The 20689-nt window shown below is 69.5% G+C and carries 20 protein-coding genes; 10 read left to right on the top strand and 10 right to left on the bottom strand.

From position 1 onward, the window contains the following. Positions 1 to 10 precede the first annotated feature (10 nt). From BLW81_RS03540 to BLW81_RS03530, 3 genes are all read right to left on the bottom strand, one after another. Positions 11 to 1072, bottom strand: a complete 1062-nt coding sequence (locus BLW81_RS03540) for an NAD(P)-dependent alcohol dehydrogenase (RefSeq protein ID WP_235632158.1) — start codon at positions 1070 to 1072, stop codon at positions 11 to 13. Between the two features lie 65 nt (positions 1073 to 1137). After that, entirely contained in the window at positions 1138 to 2304 is a 1167-nt protein-coding gene (locus BLW81_RS03535) for an FAD-binding oxidoreductase (protein WP_083406012.1), read from the bottom strand. Between the two features lie 22 nt (positions 2305 to 2326). Further along, positions 2327 to 3337: a hypothetical protein gene (locus BLW81_RS03530; protein ID WP_083406011.1), complete on the bottom strand. Its 1011-nt coding sequence runs from the start codon at positions 3335 to 3337 to the stop codon at positions 2327 to 2329. A gap of 98 nt (positions 3338 to 3435) precedes the next feature. Here BLW81_RS03530 and BLW81_RS03525 point away from each other — a divergent pair, with 98 nt between their 5' ends. After that, positions 3436 to 4071 (top strand): TetR/AcrR family transcriptional regulator, encoded by a 636-nt coding sequence (locus tag BLW81_RS03525; protein WP_083406010.1) that lies wholly within the window; start codon positions 3436 to 3438, stop codon positions 4069 to 4071. On the opposite strand, the gene BLW81_RS03520 is transcribed toward BLW81_RS03525, so the two are convergent. The 3 genes from BLW81_RS03520 to BLW81_RS03510 are packed head-to-tail and all read right to left on the bottom strand — an operon-like array spanning position 4059 to position 5818. Further along, positions 4059 to 4706 carry a GAP family protein gene (locus tag BLW81_RS03520; protein WP_083406009.1) on the bottom strand — a complete coding sequence of 216 codons (648 nt, stop codon included), beginning with the start codon at positions 4704 to 4706 and terminating at the stop codon, positions 4059 to 4061. The two genes, BLW81_RS03525 and BLW81_RS03520, sit on opposite strands and share 13 nt — an antisense overlap. 25 nt (positions 4707 to 4731) lie before the next feature. Then, a complete protein-coding gene (locus tag BLW81_RS03515) occupies positions 4732 to 5127 on the bottom strand; it encodes an Rv0361 family membrane protein (RefSeq protein ID WP_083406008.1) in 396 nt (131 codons plus the stop codon). 55 nt (positions 5128 to 5182) lie between these two features. After that, the gene (locus BLW81_RS03510; RefSeq protein WP_083406007.1) at positions 5183 to 5818 is read right to left on the bottom strand and encodes a CYTH domain-containing protein; all 636 of its coding nucleotides are present in this window, start codon (positions 5816 to 5818) and stop codon (positions 5183 to 5185) included. 169 nt (positions 5819 to 5987) lie between these two features. Between BLW81_RS03510 and clpB the strand changes: the two genes are divergently transcribed. The 5 genes from clpB to BLW81_RS03485 all read left to right on the top strand — a co-directional run bounded on the left by clpB (position 5988) and on the right by BLW81_RS03485 (position 11877). Next, positions 5988 to 8534: an ATP-dependent chaperone ClpB gene (gene clpB / locus BLW81_RS03505; RefSeq protein WP_083406006.1), complete on the top strand. Its 2547-nt coding sequence runs from the start codon at positions 5988 to 5990 to the stop codon at positions 8532 to 8534. A 148-nt stretch (positions 8535 to 8682) separates the two neighbouring features. After that, entirely contained in the window at positions 8683 to 9516 is an 834-nt protein-coding gene (gene ttfA, locus BLW81_RS03500) for a trehalose monomycolate transport factor TtfA (RefSeq protein WP_083406005.1), read from the top strand. 35 nt (positions 9517 to 9551) lie between these two features. Then, positions 9552 to 10328, top strand: coding sequence for an SDR family NAD(P)-dependent oxidoreductase (locus BLW81_RS03495; RefSeq protein ID WP_083406004.1), 777 nt, complete (start codon positions 9552 to 9554; stop codon positions 10326 to 10328). A 12-nt stretch (positions 10329 to 10340) separates the two neighbouring features. Further along, the gene (locus BLW81_RS03490) at positions 10341 to 11240 is read left to right on the top strand and encodes a hypothetical protein (protein WP_083406003.1); all 900 of its coding nucleotides are present in this window, start codon (positions 10341 to 10343) and stop codon (positions 11238 to 11240) included. After that, positions 11233 to 11877 (top strand): TrmH family RNA methyltransferase, encoded by a 645-nt coding sequence (locus tag BLW81_RS03485; protein ID WP_083406002.1) that lies wholly within the window; start codon positions 11233 to 11235, stop codon positions 11875 to 11877. The genes BLW81_RS03490 and BLW81_RS03485 overlap by 8 nt, the downstream gene beginning before the upstream one ends. Here BLW81_RS03485 and BLW81_RS03480 read toward each other — a convergent pair. Both BLW81_RS03480 and BLW81_RS03475 read right to left on the bottom strand, forming a co-directional pair. Further along, complete coding sequence (locus BLW81_RS03480) at positions 11761 to 13350, bottom strand: MFS transporter (RefSeq protein WP_157897567.1); 1590 nt, start codon at positions 13348 to 13350, stop codon at positions 11761 to 11763. The genes BLW81_RS03485 and BLW81_RS03480 overlap by 117 nt on opposite strands. Next, entirely contained in the window at positions 13347 to 13886 is a 540-nt protein-coding gene (locus BLW81_RS03475) for a TetR/AcrR family transcriptional regulator (RefSeq protein ID WP_220096830.1), read from the bottom strand. The genes BLW81_RS03480 and BLW81_RS03475 overlap by 4 nt, the downstream gene beginning before the upstream one ends. Positions 13887 to 13979: 93 nt before the next feature. Here BLW81_RS03475 and BLW81_RS03470 point away from each other — a divergent pair, with 93 nt between their 5' ends. Both BLW81_RS03470 and nhaA read left to right on the top strand, forming a co-directional pair. Next, entirely contained in the window at positions 13980 to 15092 is a 1113-nt protein-coding gene (locus tag BLW81_RS03470) for a glycoside hydrolase family 76 protein (RefSeq protein WP_083406000.1), read from the top strand. Next, positions 15089 to 16933: a Na+/H+ antiporter NhaA gene (gene nhaA / locus BLW81_RS03465; protein ID WP_083405999.1), complete on the top strand. Its 1845-nt coding sequence runs from the start codon at positions 15089 to 15091 to the stop codon at positions 16931 to 16933. The genes BLW81_RS03470 and nhaA overlap by 4 nt, the downstream gene beginning before the upstream one ends. On the opposite strand, the gene BLW81_RS03460 is transcribed toward nhaA, so the two are convergent. After that, positions 16930 to 17613 carry a DedA family protein gene (locus BLW81_RS03460; RefSeq protein ID WP_083410295.1) on the bottom strand — a complete coding sequence of 228 codons (684 nt, stop codon included), beginning with the start codon at positions 17611 to 17613 and terminating at the stop codon, positions 16930 to 16932. The genes nhaA and BLW81_RS03460 overlap by 4 nt on opposite strands. Before the next feature lie 127 nt (positions 17614 to 17740). Here BLW81_RS03460 and BLW81_RS03455 point away from each other — a divergent pair, with 127 nt between their 5' ends. Together BLW81_RS03455 and fbaA are read left to right on the top strand one after the other, a co-directional pair. Continuing rightward, the gene (locus tag BLW81_RS03455; RefSeq protein ID WP_083405998.1) at positions 17741 to 18751 is read left to right on the top strand and encodes an alcohol dehydrogenase catalytic domain-containing protein; all 1011 of its coding nucleotides are present in this window, start codon (positions 17741 to 17743) and stop codon (positions 18749 to 18751) included. A 59-nt stretch (positions 18752 to 18810) separates the two neighbouring features. Beyond that, positions 18811 to 19851, top strand: coding sequence for a class II fructose-bisphosphate aldolase (gene fbaA, locus BLW81_RS03450; RefSeq protein WP_083405997.1), 1041 nt, complete (start codon positions 18811 to 18813; stop codon positions 19849 to 19851). Between the two features lie 6 nt (positions 19852 to 19857). Here the strand turns inward: fbaA and BLW81_RS03445 are convergent, their stop codons facing one another. Further along, positions 19858 to 20682, bottom strand: a complete 825-nt coding sequence (locus tag BLW81_RS03445) for an Rv0361 family membrane protein (RefSeq protein WP_083405996.1) — start codon at positions 20680 to 20682, stop codon at positions 19858 to 19860. Between the last annotated feature and the right edge of the window lie 7 nt (positions 20683 to 20689).

The raw sequence follows: 20689 nt of genomic DNA, 5'->3' as shown, positions 1-20689 counted from the left end.
GTCGCACGGTTCAGTCGTAGACGATCACGGCGCGTCCGACGAAGTCGCCGCGGCCCAGCGCGTCGATGTGCTCGTTGACGTCTTCGAACCGCACCTCGGTCACCGAGTCCTTGATCTTGCCGGCCTCGGCCAGCGCGACGACTTCGGTCAGGTCGTTGTAGTTGCCCCAGAACGATCCGAAGAACGTGTACTCCCGGCCCACCAACGGAAACAGCGGGATGTCGATGCGGTTGCCGACCAGTCCTACCGACGCCACCGCGCCCTCGGTCGCCAGCAGTGCGAACGCCAGCCGCACGCTCTGCTCGGCGCCGACGCATTCGATGACCGCGTCGACCTCGCGCCTGCCGGTCGCCGCTTCGAGCGCGTCGCGCACCTGGTCGTCGGACTTGTCGCGGAAGTTGATGGTGTGGTCGGCACCGTTGTCTGCGGCCAGCGTCAGCTTCTCGTCGCTGCGCGCGAACGCCACGACGGTGGCGCCGGCCCCCAGCAGCTTGGCGTACTGGACCGCATACGCGCCGAGGCCGCCGACGCCCATCACGGCCAGCGTCGTGCCCGGCCCGAGAACCCCTGCGGCACGGAGCTTCTTGAGGCCGCGGTACGGGGTCAGCCCGGCGTCGGTCAGCGGCGCCAGGGAAACCGGTGTCAGTCGCCCGCTGACCGGGATTACCTGCTGGTAGGCCACTGGCACGTATTCGGCGTACCCGCCGTGCGGGCCGAATCCGACCCAGTGGCCCTGATTGCAGATCTGCTCGTTGCCGCGGTGACACTGGCGGCACGAGCCGTCGCCGAGCGGTCCGAACACCACCGCCTGCCCGCCCTCGGCAAGTCCCGCCGACGCCGGCACCTCGGCGCCGATCCGGTCGATCGTTCCCGCGACCTCGTGCCCGGGTGTCACCGGGAAGTCCATCGGCAGGCTGAAGTAACCGTCGACGAGCTGAAAGTCGGTGCGACACATGCCCGCTCCGCCAACCTTGATGAGCACCTCGCTGGGGCCGATGTCGGGGATGGGGATCTCTTCGAGCCGAAGCGGCTGCTTGTATCCGTGCATGCGTGCGGCCCGCATCGTTGTCATCGGCACTCCCCGGTGGTTGATCTTGATCGGAGTCTACGGGCCTGCGGCCGGGCGCGCGCCCGTTTCTACCCGGCGGTCGGATCGTGCTGAATGCGTTCGACGGGCGTGCCTTTGGCGAGCAGCGCGTCCTTGGTCGCCGTCACCATCTGCGGGCCTCCGCAGATCAGGATCTGGCGGTCACCCCAATTGCCGTAGCGGGTCACCACGTCGGGTAGGCGGCCGGTCTGGCGGACGTGCAGCCCGCGGGGCGGTTGCACGTCGGGATAGTCGGGGGCCCACGGCGGGTCGACGTTGAACTCCGACACCGGCGTCACCGACAGCCAGGGGTTATGCGACGCGATCTGCCACAGCGTGCGCAGGTCGTATAGGTCGCAGGGATAGCGCCCGCCGAAGAACAGGTGCACCCGCGGGTTGTCGGCCCAGCGGGTCAGGTCCATGATCAGCGTCCGCAGCGGGGCCAGGCCGGTGCTGCCCGCAACCATCAGGACATCGCCGGCGTCACGGTCGACGTGCAGGCCGCCGTGCGGGTTGGAGATCCGCCACCGGTCGCCGGGCCGGGTCTCGGCGACGATCGCGGTGCTGACCATCCCGCCGGTCACCGACCGGATGTGGAATTCGATGCCCCCGCCCCGGTCGGCCGGGATGGACGGGCTCAGATAGCGCCAGCGCCGGGGCCACTGCGGCACTTGCACCGTGACGTACTGGCCGGGGTGGTAGAACAGCGGCTGGTCCAGTTGCAGCCGCACGACCGACACGTCGCGTGTCATCCGCATGTGCTCGATGACGGTGCCGTCGCAGAACGGCGGACCCTTCTCGGCATCGGCGGCGCCACGCATCAGGCCGATCATCAACGCGACCGCGTCGTGGGCGGCCTCGGCGAGCTGGTCGGTCCAGCTCTCGCTCAGATGCGTGCGGAACGAGCTGTACAGCGCGGTCTGCATGCTCTCGTAATGATGTTGTGTGACACCGTATTTGCGGTGGTCGCGGCCGAGCTGCGCGAGGAACGCCACCGGCTCCTGTGCCCGCTGGGCGACCAGCTCGCCCAGCACCCAGGTGATCGCGTGGGCGAACCGCTGGCGCTGGGCGGCCATATCGGGGGGAAACAAATCGCGCACCGAGGTGTCGATCGCGAACCAGTGGGTGTAGAACGTGCGAATCAGCTCGTCGGACCCGAGCGTGGGATCGGCCGCATCGCGCAGTTGTTGCAGCGCGTCACGGTCGTCGAGTCCCACGCCGCCCGAGTGTAAGGGCCGGTCAGGCGGCGGCGGTTCGGCGTGCGCGCACGGCTGCGGTGACGGTCAGCGCCACGCCGACGACCACCCAGCAGGTCAGCACCGCGACCGGCACCATCGCGCCGGCGCCGTCGAAGAACGCCGCGGACCGCAGCAGCGTGGCGTTGGCGCCTTGGGGCAGGAACTGGCCGAACTGGCCCCAGCCGCTCGGCAGCAGCTCCGGGGCGCTGGTCAGCCCGGACAGCGGGTTCCCGACGAGCACCGCGGCCACCGAGCCCAGCGCCAGTCCGACCCGGCCGAACAGCGAGCCCAGGCCCAATACCGTGAGCCCGGTGGCCAGCACGCCCAGTGTCAGCGCGCCGGTGACACCCCAGAAGTTCGAGTCGATCGAGCCGAGCACCCAGCGCAGCAGGGCGGCGATCGACAGGCCGGCCACCCCGGCGAACACCGTCATCGCCGCCAGCCGGCTCCACACCTCGCGCTTGAGCGCGAACACCAGGGCGATCGCCGGCAGCAGCCCGGCCAGGGTCACCGGCAGCGCCGAGGCGGCCAGCCCGGCGCCGCGCGGGTCGTCGGCGGTCGGCGGGGCCAGGTCCTCGACGCGCAGCTCTGCGCCGGTGTGCTGGGCGATGCCGCCGCCGATCTGGGTCAGCATCTGGGCGATCATCGGGCTGGCCCCGGTGGCGACCAGCGCGGCGGGACCCTCAGGGGTGAGCGCGAAACCGCCGTAGACGTCGCGGTTTTCGATCGCCTCACGCAACGCGCCCTCGCCGGGGTAGTAGGTGACCGTGAACGCGCCGGGCGCCTGCTGCTCCAGCATCGCGGTCAGCTGTCCACCGGCGGCCTGCGGTCCGGCCGCTCCGATCGGCACGTTGTGCGGCGCGGTGCGGGCGGCGGGCAGCGCGAAGGCGAGCGCGACGATGGCGAGCGCGACGGTCAGCACGACGACGACGGCCGTCGCGCGGATCGCCGCGGGCGGTTCGTGGACGGGTGAGCCGTGGTGGGTGGGCCTGCTGGCGGTGTCAGTGGTCATGACGAAGCCTTTTCATCGAATGTTGAATTCTGGGCTACCGGGAGCGTAACGCGGCCGCGCCACGATTTCAACAGTCATTGAAATGCTATCGTCGAAACATGCCCTCACCAGCCACGAAGCGACGCGGACGGCGCCAAGGCGCGCCCGTGTCTCGGGATGCGGTGCTGGTTGCGGCCCGCGCCCGGTTCGCCACCGAGGGCTACGAGAAGACGACGCTGCGCTCGATCGCCGCCGATGCGGGCGTCGACGCGTCGATGGTGCTGTATCTGTTCGGGTCGAAATCCGAACTGTTCCGCGAGGCGCTGCGGGTGATCGTCGGCCCCGAGGCGTTGGTGTCGGCGCTCTCCGGCGGGCCCGACGAGGATCCCGACATCGGTGTCCGGATGGTGCGCACCTACCTGCGGATCTGGGAGTCCGAGGACACCGGGCCGACGATGGTCGCGATGCTGCAGTCCGCCACGTCGAACAGCGATGCGCACGAAGCCTTTCGCGGTTTCATGCAGGGCTATGTGCTGACCGCGGTGTCGGCCGAACTCGGCGGCGGGGAACAGGCCCGGCTACGCGCGCTGCTGGCCGCCAGCCAGTTGGTGGGTACCGCGATGCTGCGATATGTCATGAAGATCGCGCCGCTGGCGACGCTGGCCGGCGAGGACCTGGTGCGGTTGATCGCGCCGACCATCACGCGGTACCTGACCGCCGATGCCGCCGAGCTCGGCCTTCCTCAGAGTCCGTGAAAACCCTTGTACAACATCATGATCCCGATGACGACGAGGATCGCCGCCACCAGGGCGGCATGCTGGCGCTCCATCCACTCCTTGAGCCGGGTGAGCGCGTCGTCGAGGCGGTGGCCGGAGACCGCGTAGGCCAGGATCGGCAGGGCCGCCGTCGAGGCGGCCACCGCGACGAACCACAGCACGCCCGCCCACTCGTGGCGGTGTGCGCCCGACGAGCCGATCGCCAAACCCGCTGCGGCGCACATGAACAGGACCTTCGGATTGACGACCGTGAGCATCAGCGCGGTGACACCGGCGCGCGCCGGGGTCAGCTTGCTCATGCTTTGCATCCACCGCGGCGTATGCGTCGACTGTCCGCGGGTGAAATACCGGTAACAGCCGAACAGGACGAGCCCCGCGCCGACGACGATGCGCAACCATGACGCCCAGCCCGGCGGCCGGCCCTCGCGCCCGCCGAGCAGCCCTGACACCTGCAGGAAAAGAATCGTGAGGGCGGCGAGACCGAGCACCCAGCCCGCCAGGAACGCCAGGCCGGTCGGCCGCGGTCGCGGGGTGCGCAGCGCGAGCACCGCGGGGATGATCGACAGCGGTGACAGCGCGATCACCAGCGCCAGCGGTATCAGTTCGGTCAGCACGGTATGACTATGCGCTCTGTATGTGTCAGGCGCTCTGCGTCGGGTGGTACTGGCACGCCTTCCACTGGTCGCCTTCGCGCAGGAAGTCGACGTCGAAGGTGCGGCTGTGCTCGTCGGCCTCGAACCGGACGTGCGCGACGGCGTCGTCGCCGCGGGTGCTCACCGACTCCACGGTGATGCGGGTGGGCCCGTCGGCCTTGCGGCTCGCGTACCAGCCCGCCTCGAACTGCGCGCCCTGCAGCACGTCGGCGCAGACGTGGGCGGCGAACGTGGTGAAGTCGGCGCGGTTGTAGGAGGAGTTCATCGTGTCCAGCACCGCGCGGATCTCGTGCTCGCCGGAGTCGGCGGCCGCCCGAACCGGGAGCAGCGCGCTGACCGCGACCGCGACCACCGCGCCGCCGGCGAGTGCGTTGAAGCGCATACACACAGGATCGCGGGTGTCCGCGTGCGCTCGGGGTATGACGCGCCGGGCCGGCCTAAAGTGCGGCCGAGCCCCATGTGTCGACGAACCGGTTCTCGCCGAGGGTTTCGACAAACCGCGGCCCGACGCGGTCGAGGTCACGCCGAAAGTCTTCGGCCCAGGCGCCGAACGGGTCGCGCGCCAGGTACTCGTTGCGAAACCGGTCGTCCTCGGACACCTCGGTGGCGCAGAACGACGGGATCGTCAGGTCGACCACGGGCTGGTTGCGCTCGACCTCGGCCAGGATCAGGGGAGCGTTGCCCGCCAGGAACCGGTCAAAGATCCAGCCGTCCTCGCCGAGCCAGACCGAGGAGCGGATCTTGAGGACGACGTGCTCGGCGCGTGCCACGATGGCGCCGGCGACCAGCGGATCGAGTTCGCGCTCGGCCTCGTAGCGGGTGCCGCCGACCGCCGGGCCCTTCGCGGTCATGGTGCCGATCGCCTCGTCGTCGAGCGCGGACACCAGCTCGGCGGGGGTTCCCCGCAGCTCGGCAGGCGCCGGCCCCTGCACGCGGACGCGTACCGCGTAGCCGTCCGCGGCGAACAGATACGCCTGCGCGATCAGCACCGGGCTCGGATCGGAGTCCACCACGGCGGGCATGTCGCGGACCACGAACTTGCGCTCGAACTCGAAGTCGCCGGTATCGGACATACAGCGAAGCTAACCCGCGGATCGCGCGATCGCATGGATCGACGGGCGGACGCACGGAGCTGTCGTCAAAAATTTCCAGACTTGAGCGGAACACACTCAACCTTGACTGCGTTGAACAACGCGAGAAGCATTTTCGCCAAGCTCACGTACCTAGGAAAGGGAAGGTTTCGTGGACTCGTTCAACCCGACGACCAAGACTCAGGCGGCGCTCACCGCGTCGTTGCAGGCGGCGACGGCCGCGGGCAACCCGCAGATCACGCCTGCCCATCTGCTGATGGCACTGCTGACGCAGAACGACGGCATCGCCGCGCCGCTGCTCGAGGCCGTCGGCGTCGAACCCGCCACCATCCGGACCGAGACGCAGCGGATCCTCGACCGGCTGCCCAGCGCCAGCGGCGCGGCCTCGCAGCCGCAACTGAGCAGGGAGGCCCTCGCGGCGATCACCGCGGCGCAGAACCTCGCGACCGAGATGGACGACGAGTACGTCTCGACCGAACACCTGCTGGTCGGCCTGGCCAGCAACGACACCGAGGTGGCCAAGCTGCTGACCGGCCACGGCGCGTCGCCGCAGGCGCTGCGTGAGGCGTTCGTCAAGGTGCGCGGCAGCGCCCGCGTCACCAGCCCCGACCCCGAGGGCACCTATCAGGCCCTGGAGAAGTACTCGACCGATCTGACCGCGCGCGCCCGCGAGGGCAAGCTCGACCCGGTTATCGGGCGCGACAACGAGATCCGTCGCGTCGTGCAGGTACTGAGCCGTCGCACCAAGAACAACCCGGTGCTCATCGGCGAGCCCGGTGTCGGCAAGACCGCGATCGTCGAGGGTCTGGCCCAGCGCATCATCGCCGGCGACGTGCCGGAGAGCCTGCGCGACAAGACCGTCGTCAGCCTTGATCTCGGCTCGATGGTCGCCGGCTCGAAGTACCGCGGCGAGTTCGAGGAACGGCTCAAGGCCGTCCTCGTCGACATCAAGAACTCGGCCGGCCAGATCATCACGTTCATCGATGAGCTGCACACCATCGTCGGCGCCGGCGCGACCGGCGACGGTTCGATGGACGCGGGCAACATGATCAAGCCGATGCTGGCCCGCGGTGAGCTGCGGCTGGTCGGCGCCACCACGCTCGACGAGTACCGCAAGTACATCGAGAAGGACGCCGCGCTGGAGCGCCGCTTCCAGCAGGTCTACGTCGGCGAGCCGTCGGTCGAGGACACCGTCGGCATCCTGCGTGGACTCAAGGAGCGCTACGAGGTGCACCACGGGGTGCGCATCACCGACTCCGCGTTGGTGTCGGCGGCGACGCTGTCGGACCGCTACATCACGTCGCGGTTCCTGCCGGACAAGGCCATCGACCTGGTCGACGAGGCCGCGTCGCGGTTGCGGATGGAGATCGACTCCCGGCCCGTCGAGATCGACGAGGTCGAGCGATTGGTGCGTCGCCTCGAGATCGAGGAGATGGCGCTGTCCAAGGAAGAGGACGCCGCCTCCAAGGAGCGCCTCGAGAAGCTGCGCGCCGAACTGGCCGACCACAAGGAGAAGCTGGCCGAGCTGACCACTCGTTGGCAGAACGAGAAAAACGCCATCGACATCGTCCGCGAGCTCAAGGAGCAGCTCGAGACGCTGCGCGGTGAGGCCGACCGGGCCGAGCGTGACGGCAACCTCGAGCGTGCCGCCGAGCTGCGGTACGGCCGCATCCCCGAGGTCGAGAAGAAGCTCGACGCAGCGCTGCCTCAGGCGGAGGCGCGTGAGGACGTGATGCTCAAGGAGGAGGTCGGCCCCGACGACATCGCCGAGGTGGTGTCGGCGTGGACCGGTATCCCGGCCGGCCGGATGCTCGAGGGCGAGACGGCCAAGCTGCTGCGGATGGAAGACGAGCTGGGCAAGCGGGTCGTCGGCCAGCGCAAGGCGGTGCAGGCGGTCTCCGATGCGGTGCGCCGCAGCCGCGCCGGTGTGGCAGACCCCAACCGGCCGACGGGTTCGTTCATGTTCCTGGGGCCGACCGGCGTCGGCAAGACCGAGCTGGCCAAGGCGCTGGCGGAGTTCCTCTTCGACGACGAGCGGGCGATGGTCCGCATCGACATGAGCGAGTACGGCGAGAAGCACTCGGTGGCCCGCCTGGTCGGTGCGCCTCCCGGCTACATCGGCTATGACCAGGGCGGTCAGCTGACCGAGGCGGTGCGCCGCCGTCCGTACACGGTGATCCTGTTCGACGAGATCGAAAAGGCCCACCCGGACGTCTTCGACGTGCTGCTGCAGGTGCTCGACGAGGGCAGGCTCACCGACGGACAGGGCCGCACCGTCGACTTCCGCAACACGATCCTGATCCTGACGTCCAACCTGGGCGCCGGCGGCACCGAGGAGCAGGTGATGGCCGCGGTGCGGGGCGCGTTCAAGCCGGAGTTCATCAACCGGCTCGACGACGTGATCGTGTTCGACGGGCTCAACCCCGAGGAGCTGGTGCACATCGTCGACATCCAGCTCGAGCAGCTGGCCAAGCGGTTGGCGCAGCGCCGACTCACCCTCGAGGTGTCGCTGCCCGCCAAGAAGTGGCTCGCCCAGCGCGGATTCGACCCGCTCTACGGTGCCCGCCCGCTGCGCAGGCTGCTCCAGCAGGCCATCGGCGACCAGCTCGCCAAGATGCTGCTGGCCGGCGACGTGCACGACGGCGACATCGTGCCGGTCAACGTCAGTCCCGACGGGGACTCCCTCGTCCTGGGCTGAGCGCTTGGCTGCCGAGTGGCCAGTTATGACGCGAGTTCGACCAACAAACGCTGATTAACTTCCCACTCGGCAGCTGAGAGCAGCCGAGATGAGCCTGTGACCAAATCAAGTTCGGGATTTGGCGGCCGGTGCAAGTACGCTGAACGCAATGGTTCCGCTTTGGTTCACGCTGTCCGCACTCTGCTTCGTGGGTGCGGGCGTGTTGCTGTACGTCGACATCGACCGGCGACGCGGGCTGGGGCGCCGACGCAAATCCTGGGCGAAGTCGCACGGCTTCGACTATGAACACGAATCCCACGACATCGTCAAGCGCTGGAAGCGCGGCGTGATGTCGACCGTCGGCGACATCAGCGCCAAGAACGTCGTGCTCGGCCAGATCCGCGGCGAGGCAGTCTTCATCTTCGACCTCGAGGACGTCGCGACGGTGATCGCGCTGCACCGCAAGGTGGGCACCAACGTCGTCGTCGACCTGCGGCTCAAGGGCATCAAAGAACCGCGCGAGAACGACATCTGGCTGCTCGGCGCGATCGGCCCGCGGATGGTCTACTCCACCAACCTCGACGCCGCGCGCCGCGCGTGCGACCGGCGGATGGTGACGTTCGCCCACACCGCGCCGGACTGCGCCGAGATTATGTGGAACGAGGAGCACTGGACGCTGGTGTCGATGCCGGTCACCAGCACCCGGGCACAGTGGGACGAGGGGCTGCGCACCGTTCGCCAGTTCAACGACCTGCTGCGGGTGCTGCCGCCGACACCGCAGGCGCTGGCCGGACAGTCCAGCCAGGGCGCCCTGGCGCGGCGCAGCGGGTCGCCGAGCCGTCCGCTGACCCCGTCCCCCGGCCGCGCCGAGGTGCCGCCCGGCCGTCCCGAGGCGCCGCGTCCCGAGGCAGCGCGCTACCAGCAGCCGCCCGGCCGTCCCGACGCCGCCCGCCGCCAGCCGCCGGCGCGCAACGGACGCCAGTCACCGCACTACCAGCGGTAGGAAAACCCTCCGGCTACGGGAAGTAGCCTTGACCCATGGCTCGCCCTGTCGCCCTGATCACCGGTCCGACGTCGGGGATCGGTGCCGGCTTCGCCCGCCGGTACGCCCGCGACGGCCACGACCTGGTGCTGGTGGCCCGTGACGGCGCACGGCTCGAAAGCCTGGCCGCCGAACTGCACGACGAGGTCGGCGCGAACGTCGAGGTGCTCGTCGCCGACCTGGCCGACGCCGCCGACCGCGCCAAGGTGGCCGACCGGCTGACCGCCGGGGTGCAGGTCCTGGTCAACAACGCCGGGTTCGGCACGTCCGGCGAGTTCTGGAGCTCTGACTTCGCGAAACTGCAGTCGCAGCTCGACGTCAACGTCACCGCGGTCATGCAGCTCACCCACGCGGTGCTGCCCCCGATGCTGGCCGCCGGCCGCGGCACGGTGATCAACGTCGCCAGCGTCGCGGGGCTGCTGCCCGGTCGCGGGTCGACGTACTCGGCGTCCAAGGCGTGGGTGATCGCGTTCTCCGAAGGCCTGGCGAACGGGTTGGGCGGCACCGGCGTCGGCGTGCACGCGCTGTGCCCGGGCTTCGTGCGCACCGAGTTTCACCAGCGGGCGGGCATCGACATGGACGGCACCCCGTCGTGGTTCTGGCTCGAGGTCGACGACGTGGTCGGCGAGACGCTGGCCGACGTCGCCAAGGGCAAGGTCGTGATCGTGCCGGGACTGCAGTACAAGGCGCTCACCACCGGCGGACGCGTGGTACCGCGAAACCTGGTGCGCGCCATGACCAAAGTCGTGGGCAGGGGCCGTGGCCGGACGTAGAGCAACACTTACGTGCGCGCGCTGATCGCGACGCTGACCGCGGTCGTCGTCCTGGTGGCCTCGGCATGCTCGAACGACGACGGCGACGCCTCACCGTACGCCGCCCAGACCGCGACGATCGGCGAATCCCTTGCGGTGCTGGGCTGGAACATGTCGCTGACCAACCTGCGCTTCGAGGGCGACCATGTGCTTGTCGACATCGACGCCTCCCCGTCGGATCCCGACAAACCGCGCGCCAAACCCGAGGACATCCGCTTCGGGCTGTCCGGGGCGCTGGCCCACCCGGTCGAGGCCAACGCGATCGGCGGCTGTCGCGACGTCACCAACCTTGGCGTCCAACCGGTTTCGGCGCCGACGCCGGACCGGCTCACCGGCACCGTGTGCATCGGGCCCGCCCGGGACCAGGTGCAGGTCCGCGGGGTGTACGTCTACTCGCCGCGCGACCGGATGGACGGTACGACGACCGCCTACCCCGCGGCCTTCCCCGTCGGCCTGCCCGCGACGCGGGACCAGGACACCGGGCTGTCGCTGAGCACCACCAGCCTCGACGCGTTCCGTGCCGACGGTGCGATGCTCGACCCCACGGCGCTCGGTGAGCCCGACGCGTTCACCGGCAACGGCTACATGCTGATCGGGCTCCAGATCGACGGGCTCGCAGAGCAATACCGCGAAGTGTCCGAGCAGCGGGGCGGGCCCGCGATGGTGCTGGTGTCGCCGACGCTGCCGCCGCCCGGTCTGAGCCACGCCTGCGACATCTACGGCGCATCGGTGCTCGTGCTGCCGCACGAATCCCGCGACGCCGTTCAGGTCCGCGCGTCGCTGTGCACCCAGGGCGAGATCAACAATGCGCTGCTGTACGCGACCGTCTCGCTCGTCGGCACCCACGCCGCAGTGTGGACCAAGGGTGACTGAGCATCCCGGCCCCACCGAGTGGGGTGAGGGGCCCGGCGTCGGCCCCTGGGAGGGTCCCCTGCCCGACGACCCGCGCTACGATGAGGCGCTGCTGCGCGACGGTGACACCCGCAATGTCGTTGACCCGTACCGCTATTGGACGCGTGAAGCGATCATCGCCGACATCGACCGGCGCAGGCATCCGCTGCACATCGCGATCGAGAACTTCGGCAACGACGCCAACATCGGCGCCGTGGTGCGCACCGCGAACGCGTTCGCCGTCGACACCGTGCACATCGTCGGCAGGCGGCGCTGGAACCGGCGCGGCGCCATGGTCACCGACCGCTACCAGCGGCTGCGCCACCACGACACCACCGCCGACCTGCTGGCCTTCGCGGCCGCCGAGGACCTCACCGTCGTCGCCGTCGACAACATCCCCGGCGCGACGCGCATCGAGACCACCCCGCTGCCGAAAAACTGCCTGTTGATCTTCGGCCAGGAAGGTCCCGGCATCACACCCGACGCGAAAGCCGGTGCGGTGTCAGTGGTTTCGATCGCACAGTTCGGGTCCACCCGCAGCATCAACGCCGGCGTGGCCGCCGGGATCGCCATGCACGCCTGGATCGTCCAGCACGCCGATCTCGGACTGGCCTGGTAGCGGCGCGCTGCGCAGCAGCAGCCACACCGCCAGCGCCGACACCAGCATGAGCACAGCCCCGACGCCCGCCGCGATCGCCAAGCCGGCGGTGAAGGCCTCCTGCGCCGCCGCCAGCAGCGCCGCGCCCTGTCGGGCCGGGAGCTGTGCGGCCTGCTCGGTGGCGGCGGCCAGGGAATCGTGTGCGCTCGTCGCCGCGCGCGACGGAATGCCGGCCGGCGTCGCGAAGCCGCGGTAGACGCCGGTGACGATCGATCCCAGCGTCGCAATGCCTAGTGCCATCCCCAGTTCGTAGGCCGTCTCCGACACCGCGGCGGCGGATCCGGCGCGCTCGGGCGGCACACTGGCCAGGATCACGTCGCTGGCGACGGTGAACGCCAGGCCCAGTCCCACGCCGACCACGAACAGCGCGAAGCCCAGCGGCAGATACGAGGTGTGCGGCCGGATCGACACCAGCGTCGCCATCGCCACCCCAACCAGGGCCAGCCCGGCGGTCAGCACTGCGCGTTGGCTCCACCAGCGCACCACGACACCGGCGAGCACCCCGAACACCGTGGCGGTCAGCGCCGCGGGCAGTTCGGCGAGCCCGGCCTGCAGCGGACCGAAGCCCTTGACCAGCTGGAAGTACTGCGACAGGAAGAACACCAGCCCCGAAAGGCCGAGCACGGACAGCAGATTCGCCGCCACCACACCCGAGAACGCCCGGTTGCCGAACAGCCGCACGTCGATCAGCGGATCGGGCAGCCGCAGCTGGCGCCGGACGAACCAGACCAACGCCACCGCGCCCGCAGCCCCCGCACCCAGCGCACCGGCGTGAACGCCTTGCGCGGCAACCTCTTTGACCGCATAGACCACGCCGAGCACGCCGGCCATCGACAGCGCGACCGAGGCGAGGTCCCACGGACCCGGTTCGGGGTTGCGGTGCTCGGGCAACAGGAGCAGTCCGCCGACGAGCAGTACCACCATCACCGGCACGTTGATGAGGAAGACCGATCCCCACCAGAAGTGCTCGAGCAGCACACCGCCGAGGATGGGGCCGAGCGCGGCGCCTGCTGAGAACGCGGACGCCCAGATGCCCACTGCCAGCGACCGTTCCCGTGAGTCGGTGAAGATCCCGCGGATCAGCGCCAACGTGGCCGGGGTCAGGGTGGCGCCCGCGACGCCCTGCAGGGCGCGTCCGGCGATCAGCAGTTCGGCGTTCGGCGCGTAGGCGGTCAACGCGGACACGGCCGCGAAGCCGACGGCGCCGGTGAGGAGCAGCCTGCGGTGCCCGATCCGGTCTCCGAGGCTGCCCATGCTGATCAGCAGGCTGGCCAGGACGAACGAGTAGATGTCACCGATCCAGAGGATCTCGGTGCCTGAGGCGCCGAGGTCGCGGCTGATGAACGGGGTCGCCAACGCCAGGACCGTGCCGTCGATGCCGATCAGCAGCACGGCCAGCGTCAGGATGACCAGGGCGAACCAACGCCGCGTCATGCGGTTCGTACCCCGTCCAGCAGCAGGTCGACGATCATCCGGTGGAAGTCGCGGCCGGCGACGCGGCCGACCTGGATGGCCCATCCGGCCCCCGCGACCAGGCTGAAGAGGGCCTCGGTCAGCCAGGCGGCGGTCTGGTCGGGCCGGAATTCACCTGCGCGCTGGCCCCGTTCGAACAGGTCGATGATCTGTGCGTCGACCTCGGCCCACGCCTGCAGCGAGGTGTCCTGATCGACGTCCTGGCTCTGGCTGTACAGCAGCGCCAGATACGGCGATACGGGTTCGAACGCCGACACCAGCCGGTGCAGCGCCTCGGTCGCCGTGCCCGCGTGCAGTTCGGCGCTGGTCAACGCGCGACGCATCTCCGCGATGGCGAGTTCGTCGAGCGCCGCCAGCAGCGACGGCTTGCCGGCGAAGTGTCGGTGCAGCGTGGCCCGGCTGACGCCGACGGCGGCGGCGATCTCGTCCTGCGTGGCGTTCGGCCGCCTGCCGAGGAAGTCGGCGGCGGCGCGCAGGAGCTGCTCGCGATCACGCATGAAACAACAGTAGCGCATATGAGACAAAAACGTCTCATTGCGGTCGTCGAAGCCGGCCCACCGGAGCCCGGGTGGTAGGGCAGGATCGGGTACATGGATCAGCTCTGGGCCAACCGCGCCGCCAGCGCCGAGGCCGCAGTCACCACCCGGCACCTGCGGCGGCTGTGGGGGCTGCCCGGCACCCAGTTGGGCGTGGTCGCCTGGCCCGCCACCCGCCGGCACCGGTGGTACGGCACCTGGCACTACTGGTGGCAGGCGCATCTGCTGGACAACCTGGTCGACGCCCAGCTGCGCGACCCGCAGCCGGAACGGCAGACCCGCATCGCGCGCCAGATCCGCGCACATCGGTTGCGCAACAACCTGTCCTGGGTCAACGACTACTACGACGACATGGCCTGGCTGGCGCTCGCGCTGGAGCGCGCCGGGCGGCTCGCCGACGTGCCGCGCCCGGGTGCGCTCAAGAAGCTGGCCGAGCAGTTCCTCGACAGCTGGGTGCCCGAGGACGGCGGCGGGATCCCATGGCGCAAACAGGACCAGTTCTTCAACGCCCCGGCCAACGGGCCCGCCGCGATCTTCCTGGCCCGCTACGACCGGTTGCGGCGCGCGCAGCAGATGGCCGACTGGATCGACGAGACGCTGATCGACCCCGACACCCACCTGGTGTTCGACGGCATCAAAGGCGGCTCGCTGGTGCGCGCGCAGTACACCTACTGCCAGGGCGTGGTGCTGGGCGTGGAGACCGAGCTCGCCGCGCGCACCGACGACGGCGACCACGCCGCCCGGGTGCACCGCCTGGTCGCCGCGGTGGCCGAGCACATGGCACCCGACGGCGTCATCAAGGGTGCGGGCGGCGGCGACGGCGGACTGTTCAACGGCATCCTCGCGCGCTACCTCGCCCTGGTCGCCACCGAGTTGCCGCAGCGCACCGACGCCGACACCGCGGCACGCGACACCGCCCGCAGGCTGGTGCTCACATCCGCGGAGGCGGCCTGGCAGAACCACCAGAGCGTCGACGGGCTGCCGCTGTTCAGTGCCTTCTGGGACCGGGTCGCCGAAATCCCCACTGCCGCAGGCGCACAGGCGCAATTCGTGGAGGGCGCGGTCAACGCGTCGGAGGTGCCCGAACGGGACCTGTCGGTGCAGCTGTCGGGGTGGATGCTGATGGAGGCCGCGCACGCGGTGACAGACGGACAACCGGACGCATGACCACCGAGTCGATACCGCGGCTCGTCCGCATGCTGCCGGCACGGTTCAGTCGCGACGCCAAGGCGACGAAAACCAGTGAGAACACCGCCGCCGGGCTGCTGCTGCTGTTCACCGTCGCCGCACTGCTGTGGGCGAATTCGCCGTGGGCCGACAGCTATTGGACGCTGCTGGACACCCACGTCGGATTCACCTTCGCCGAGCACCGCTTCGAGCTGACCGTCAAGCATCTGGTCAACGACGGCCTGATGGCGTTCTTCTTCTTCATCGTCGGCCTCGAGGTCAAACACGAGTTCGCGATCGGCGAACTCACCGAGCGGGCCCGCGCGGCGGTGCCGGTGGTGGCGGCGTTGGCCGGGCTCGCGGTACCGGCCGCAATATTCCTGTTGTTCAACCCTTCCGGCGACAACGCGCAAGCGTGGGGGGTGGTGATCTCCACCGACACCGCGTTCCTGATCGGTGCGCTGGCGATCATCAAACCGAAGTTCCCCGCGCGGCTGCGGATCTTCCTGCTCACCTTGGCCGTGGTCGACGACGTCGGCGCGCTGCTGGTGATCGCGCTGTTCTACTCCGAACGCATCAACGTTGCGCCACTGATGGTTTCGCTGGTGCTGATCGCGGCCATCGCGGCGGTGCGGCTGCTGCCCGCCGGCCGCGGACCCGCCTACGCCGTGCTCGGGTTCGCGTTGTGGGTGGCGCTGTTCATGGCGGGCATCCACCCGACGCTGGCCGGTGTCGCGGTCGCCCTGCTGATCCCGGTGTTCTCCCCGGAACGCAGCCAGGTCGAAGAAGTCGTGCAACGGATCCGCGCGTTCCGGCAGTCGCCGAACTCGCGCTACGCCCGTGAAGTGACCCGCGGCCTGCGCGACTCGATCTCGATCAACGAGCGGCTGCAGATGAGCGTCGGGCCGTACGTGTCGTTCCTGGTGCTGCCGCTGTTCGCGTTGGTCAACGCCGGAGTGATGCTCGACGCGGAAAGCGTGACCGCCGCGCTGCGTTCACCGCTGACGTGGGGCATCGTCGCGGGCCTGGTGGTCGGCAAATTCGTCGGCATCACGACCGCGACATGGGTGATGGCGCGCACCGGCTGGGGCGAACTCGCGCCGGGCATGTCGCTGCGGCGGGTGGCCGGCGGCGCGGCGCTGTCGGGTATCGGGTTCACGATCTCGCTGTTCATCGTCGACATCGCGATCGACGACGCGAGCCGCAAGGAGCAGGCGATCATCGGCGTGCTGATCGCCTCGGTGGTGGCCTTCTTCGTCGGCTGGGCGATCTTCCGACTCACCGACTGGTTGAGCCCGCCCGAACCCATCGGCCTGAAACTGGTGCGGCCCATCGACCCGGACCGCGACCACATCAAGGGCGATCCCGGCGCACCGCTGACGCTGGTCGAGTACGGCGACTTCGAATGCCCCTTCTGCAGCCGGGCCACCGGCGCGATCGACGAGGTGCGCGAGCACTTCGGCGCCGAACTGCGCTACGTGTGGCGGCACATGCCGTTGGAGCGGGCCCACCCGCGGGCGTTCGACGCGGCCCGCGCCAGCGAGGCCGCCGCGCTGCAGGGCCGGTTCTGGGAGATGGCCCGCGAACTGTTCGGCCACCAGGATGACCTCGAATGGTCCGACATCTACCGCTACGCGGTGGCGGCCGGATGTGACATCGAGCGGTTCGACCAGGATGTGCGGGTGCACGCCTCGAAGGTGCTGCACCACGTCCAGGACGACGCGCAGGACGCCGAGGTGATGGACCTGAACTCGACGCCGACGTTCTTCGTCAACGGCAAACGGCACAAGGGCCCGTGGGACGCGGCCAGCCTGATCCGCGCGCTGGAGGAGGGCCGTTAGCCCGGCTGTTCGCCGGACTCGATCGGCGGCGCGGGAATCCCCGCCCGCTTGGCCGCGCGACGCCGCTTGTACCACTCGATGAGCATCGGCAGCACCGACACCACGACGATCGCGATGACGATCGGCTCGAGCAGCTTCTGGACGACCTCGAACCGGCCCAGCCAGTACCCGAGCAGCGTCAGCCCGACGCCCCACACCACGGCGCCGATGACGTTGAACAGCGTGAACACGCCGTAGTTCATCCGGGCGGCGCCGGCCGTCAGCGGGGCCAGCGTGCGCACGATCGGCACGAACCGGGCGATGACGATCGCGAACGGACCGCGCTGCTCGAAGAACAGGTGCGCTTCCTCGAGGTACTTCTGCTTGAGGAACCGGGCATCGGGCTTGAACATCGCCGTGCCCAGGTTGCGGCCGATCCAGTAGCCGGCCTGGCCGCCGAGCACCGCGGCGATCGGGATGAACACCAGCAGCTGCCAGAGCTGGAAGTTGATCACCTCGCCGCCGCCCTCGGCCAGCGCGGCGGTGCCCGCGGCCAGCATGCCGGCGACGAACAGCAGCGAGTCGCCGGGCAGGATCGGGAACAGCACGCCGGACTCGACGAAGATCACGACCAGCAGACCCACCAGCGCCCAGGTGCCGAAGTACCCGAGCAGCGTCATCGGGTCGAGGAAGTCCGGCATCAGCGCCAGCTGGTCGGTCGCCGCCAGGATCGTCGTCGTCACAGTGCCCCAAGATACCGGGCGCCCCGCGGACGCCCGGAAACGTCGATGGCGGGCGGACGCGCGGCTGCGCCGATACGCTCACGAAATGGCGACTCACAAGGCCGTGCAGGTCGAATCTCTCGGTGGCGCGTTGACCCTCACAGACGTCGAAACCGCGCCACCACCGCGCGGGCACGTCCGCATCGCGGTCGCGGCCTGCGGGGTGTGCGGCACCGACCACGGCGTGATCAACGGCGCGTTCCCGGTGAGCTGGCCGGTGACACCGGGTCACGAGATCGCCGGGACCGTCGCGGAGCTCGGCGACGGCGTGGAGGGCTTCGCGGCCGGCGACCGGGTTGCGGTCGGCTGGTTCGGCGGCAACTGCAACCGGTGCCTGCCCTGCCGCAAGGGCAAGTTCATGCAGTGTGTGGAGTTCCAGGTGCCCAGCCTGGCGTATCCCGGCGGCTACGCCGAGTCCGTCACCGTGCCGGCGACCGCGCTGGCCCGGATCCCGGACGGGCTGTCGTTCGCCGACGCCGCACCGATGGGGTGTGCCGGGGTGACGACGTACAACGCGCTGCGCAGGACCAAGGCGGTGGCCGGCGATCTGGTCGCCGTGCTCGGTATCGGCGGGCTCGGCCACCTCGGCGTGCAGTGGGCGCGAGCGATGGGCTTCGAGACCGTCGCGATCGCGCGCGGCGGAGAGAAGGCGCACGACGCCAAGGAACTCGGCGCGCACCACTACATCAACTCGAGCGCCGAGGACGTCGCCGGTGCACTGCAGGATCTCGGCGGCGCGGCCGTCGTGCTGGCGACCGCGGCCAACTCCGCGGCGATGGGCGCGACCGTCGGCGGGCTGGGGCCCGAGGGTGAACTCGTCATCGTCGGCGTGACCGCCGACCCGCTGCCGATCTCCCCGGCCGACCTGATCCAGGCCGGTATCAGCGTGAGCGGGCACCCGTCCGGCACCTCACGCGACGTCGAGGAGACGATGCACTTCGCGCTGCAGAGCGGGGTGCGGGCCCGCATCGAGGAACGACCACTGGCCGAGGCCGCCGAGGCGTACGCGGCGATGGACGAGGGCCGGGCCCGCTACCGCATGGTCTTGACCATGTGAGTACGCCCGATCCCTGAGACAATCGGTCGCGAACCGAACCCGCGCGGGAAGGACTGCTCATGCCGATCGCCACGCCCGAGGTCTACGCGGAGATGCTCGACCGGGCCAAGGAGCACGCCTTCGCGTTCCCCGCGATCAACTGCACCTCCTCGGAGAGCATCAACGCCGCGATCAAGGGCTTCGCCGACGCGGGCAGCGACGGGATCATCCAATTCTCGACCGGCGGAGCCGAATTCGCGTCAGGTCTGGGCATCAAGGAGATGGTCACCGGTGCGGTCGCGCTGGCCGAGTTCGCCCACGTCATCGCCGCGAAGTACCCCGTCACCGTGGCGCTGCACACCGACCACTGCCCGAAGGACAAGCTGGACACCTATGTGCGACCGCTGCTGGCGATCTCGGCCGAGCGGGTCGGCAACGGTCGGCCGCCGCTGTTCCAGTCGCACATGTGGGACGGGTCGGCGGTGCCGATTGACGAGAACCTCTCCATCGCACGGGAATTGCTCGCCAAGGCCGCCGCCGCCAAGATCGTCCTCGAGATCGAGATCGGCGTGGTCGGCGGCGAAGAGGACGGCGTCGCGCACGAGATCAACGACAAGCTCTACACCACCGCAGCCGACTTCGAGAAGACCGTGGAGGCGCTGGGCGCGGGCGAACACGGCCGCTACCTGCTGGCCGCGACATTCGGCAACGTGCACGGCGTATACAAGCCCGGCAACGTCAAACTGCGTCCAGACATCCTCGACGAGGGGCAGAAGGTCGCGGCCGCCAAACTCGGATTACCCTCGGATGCACAACCTTTCGACTACGTCTTCCACGGCGGCTCCGGTTCGCTGAAATCCGAGATCGAGGATTCCCTCAAATACGGCGTGGTCAAGATGAACGTCGACACCGACACCCAGTACGCGTTCACCCGGCCCATCGCGGCCCACATGTTCACCAACTACGACGGGGTGCTCAAGATCGACGGCGAGGTGGGCAACAAGAAGGCCTACGACCCGCGCAGCTACCTGAAGAAGGCGGAGGCGTCGATGACCGAACGCGTCGTCGAGGCGTGCCGCGACCTGCACAGCGCCGGGCGGTCCGTGTCGGCGGGCGCCTGAAACTCGCTAGTTGACCGGGGCCTGGCAGATCTTCCACTGATCATCGCGGAACTCCAGGTCGAAGCTGCGGGTCGACCGGGTCTGCGGTGCATAGGCCATGAACGCGGTGACATTGGCCTCGGCGTGGTCGCCGTTGATGATCACCTGGTCGATGCTGGCCACCACCGGGTACTGCTTGGCGGCGGCGACCCGTTCGTGGATCTCCGCCCAGGTCTTCTCGTCGTACTTGACGTAGCTGTCGCGCTTGCTGCCGCACGTGATGCCGCGCAGCTTGGCCAGGTCGCCGCTCTGGATCGCGGCGTCGAACTCCTCGATGGTCATGCGGACCATTTCCTCTTGCGACACTTTGGGTTTCGAGTCGCGGGTCAGCAGCACGGTGCCCAGCACGGCGATCGCCACCAGCGCGGCGATGACGAGCACGACCGCCACGACCCACCCCCAGCTGCGGCGCTGAGTAGGCGGTTTCGGCGGGGGCACCTCGCCGCGCGGCGGAATCACCTGCGGCGCAACGGGTGCCGGTGCGGTGGGGGAGGCGAACACCTCGGTGGCGGGTTCCACCGGGGTGTCGATGCGCTGCGTGGTGCCCGCATCGAAGCCGGACGGCGCGGTGAACCGTCGCTCGCCCGCGTCGGGCTCGGAGCCGCCGCCGGTGTCCTGCGGGGCCGCGGACATGATCTCGGTCGCCGGTTCGTGGTCGCCGTCGTGCTCGATCACTTCGGTGACCGGCTCCGGCGTCTCGCCGGTGTCCGCGGCGGAGTCGTCAGGAGCGCCGGAATCGTCGGCGACGTTCGCGTCGTCTTCGGGTCGGTCAGGCCCTGATGGGTTCGACATGCCTGCG

The organism is Mycolicibacterium rutilum (genome assembly GCF_900108565.1).
Classification (GTDB): Bacteria; Actinomycetota; Actinomycetes; order Mycobacteriales; family Mycobacteriaceae; genus Mycobacterium; species Mycobacterium rutilum.
This window is presented reverse-complemented; position numbering and strand designations above follow the sequence as displayed.

Excerpts from the sequence above, each read along its gene's own strand:
- BLW81_RS03540 (WP_235632158.1), bottom strand. The coding sequence starts at position 1,072 with ATGACAACGATGCGGGCCGCACGCATGCACGGATACAAGCAGCCGCTT.
- BLW81_RS03530 (WP_083406011.1), bottom strand. The coding sequence starts at position 3,337 with ATGACCACTGACACCGCCAGCAGGCCCACCCACCACGGCTCACCCGTC.
- BLW81_RS03525 (WP_083406010.1), top strand. The coding sequence starts at position 3,436 with ATGCCCTCACCAGCCACGAAGCGACGCGGACGGCGCCAAGGCGCGCCC.
- BLW81_RS03515 (WP_083406008.1), bottom strand. The coding sequence starts at position 5,127 with ATGCGCTTCAACGCACTCGCCGGCGGCGCGGTGGTCGCGGTCGCGGTC.
- BLW81_RS03510 (WP_083406007.1), bottom strand. The coding sequence starts at position 5,818 with ATGTCCGATACCGGCGACTTCGAGTTCGAGCGCAAGTTCGTGGTCCGC.
- ttfA (WP_083406005.1), top strand. The coding sequence starts at position 8,683 with ATGGTTCCGCTTTGGTTCACGCTGTCCGCACTCTGCTTCGTGGGTGCG.
- BLW81_RS03495 (WP_083406004.1), top strand. The coding sequence starts at position 9,552 with ATGGCTCGCCCTGTCGCCCTGATCACCGGTCCGACGTCGGGGATCGGT.
- BLW81_RS03480 (WP_157897567.1), bottom strand. The coding sequence starts at position 13,350 with ATGACGCGGCGTTGGTTCGCCCTGGTCATCCTGACGCTGGCCGTGCTG.
- BLW81_RS03475 (WP_220096830.1), bottom strand. The coding sequence starts at position 13,886 with ATGCGTGATCGCGAGCAGCTCCTGCGCGCCGCCGCCGACTTCCTCGGC.
- BLW81_RS03470 (WP_083406000.1), top strand. The coding sequence starts at position 13,980 with ATGGATCAGCTCTGGGCCAACCGCGCCGCCAGCGCCGAGGCCGCAGTC.
- nhaA (WP_083405999.1), top strand. The coding sequence starts at position 15,089 with ATGACCACCGAGTCGATACCGCGGCTCGTCCGCATGCTGCCGGCACGG.
- BLW81_RS03460 (WP_083410295.1), bottom strand. The coding sequence starts at position 17,613 with ATGCCGGACTTCCTCGACCCGATGACGCTGCTCGGGTACTTCGGCACC.
- BLW81_RS03455 (WP_083405998.1), top strand. The coding sequence starts at position 17,741 with ATGGCGACTCACAAGGCCGTGCAGGTCGAATCTCTCGGTGGCGCGTTG.
- fbaA (WP_083405997.1), top strand. The coding sequence starts at position 18,811 with ATGCCGATCGCCACGCCCGAGGTCTACGCGGAGATGCTCGACCGGGCC.
- BLW81_RS03445 (WP_083405996.1), bottom strand. The coding sequence starts at position 20,682 with ATGTCGAACCCATCAGGGCCTGACCGACCCGAAGACGACGCGAACGTC.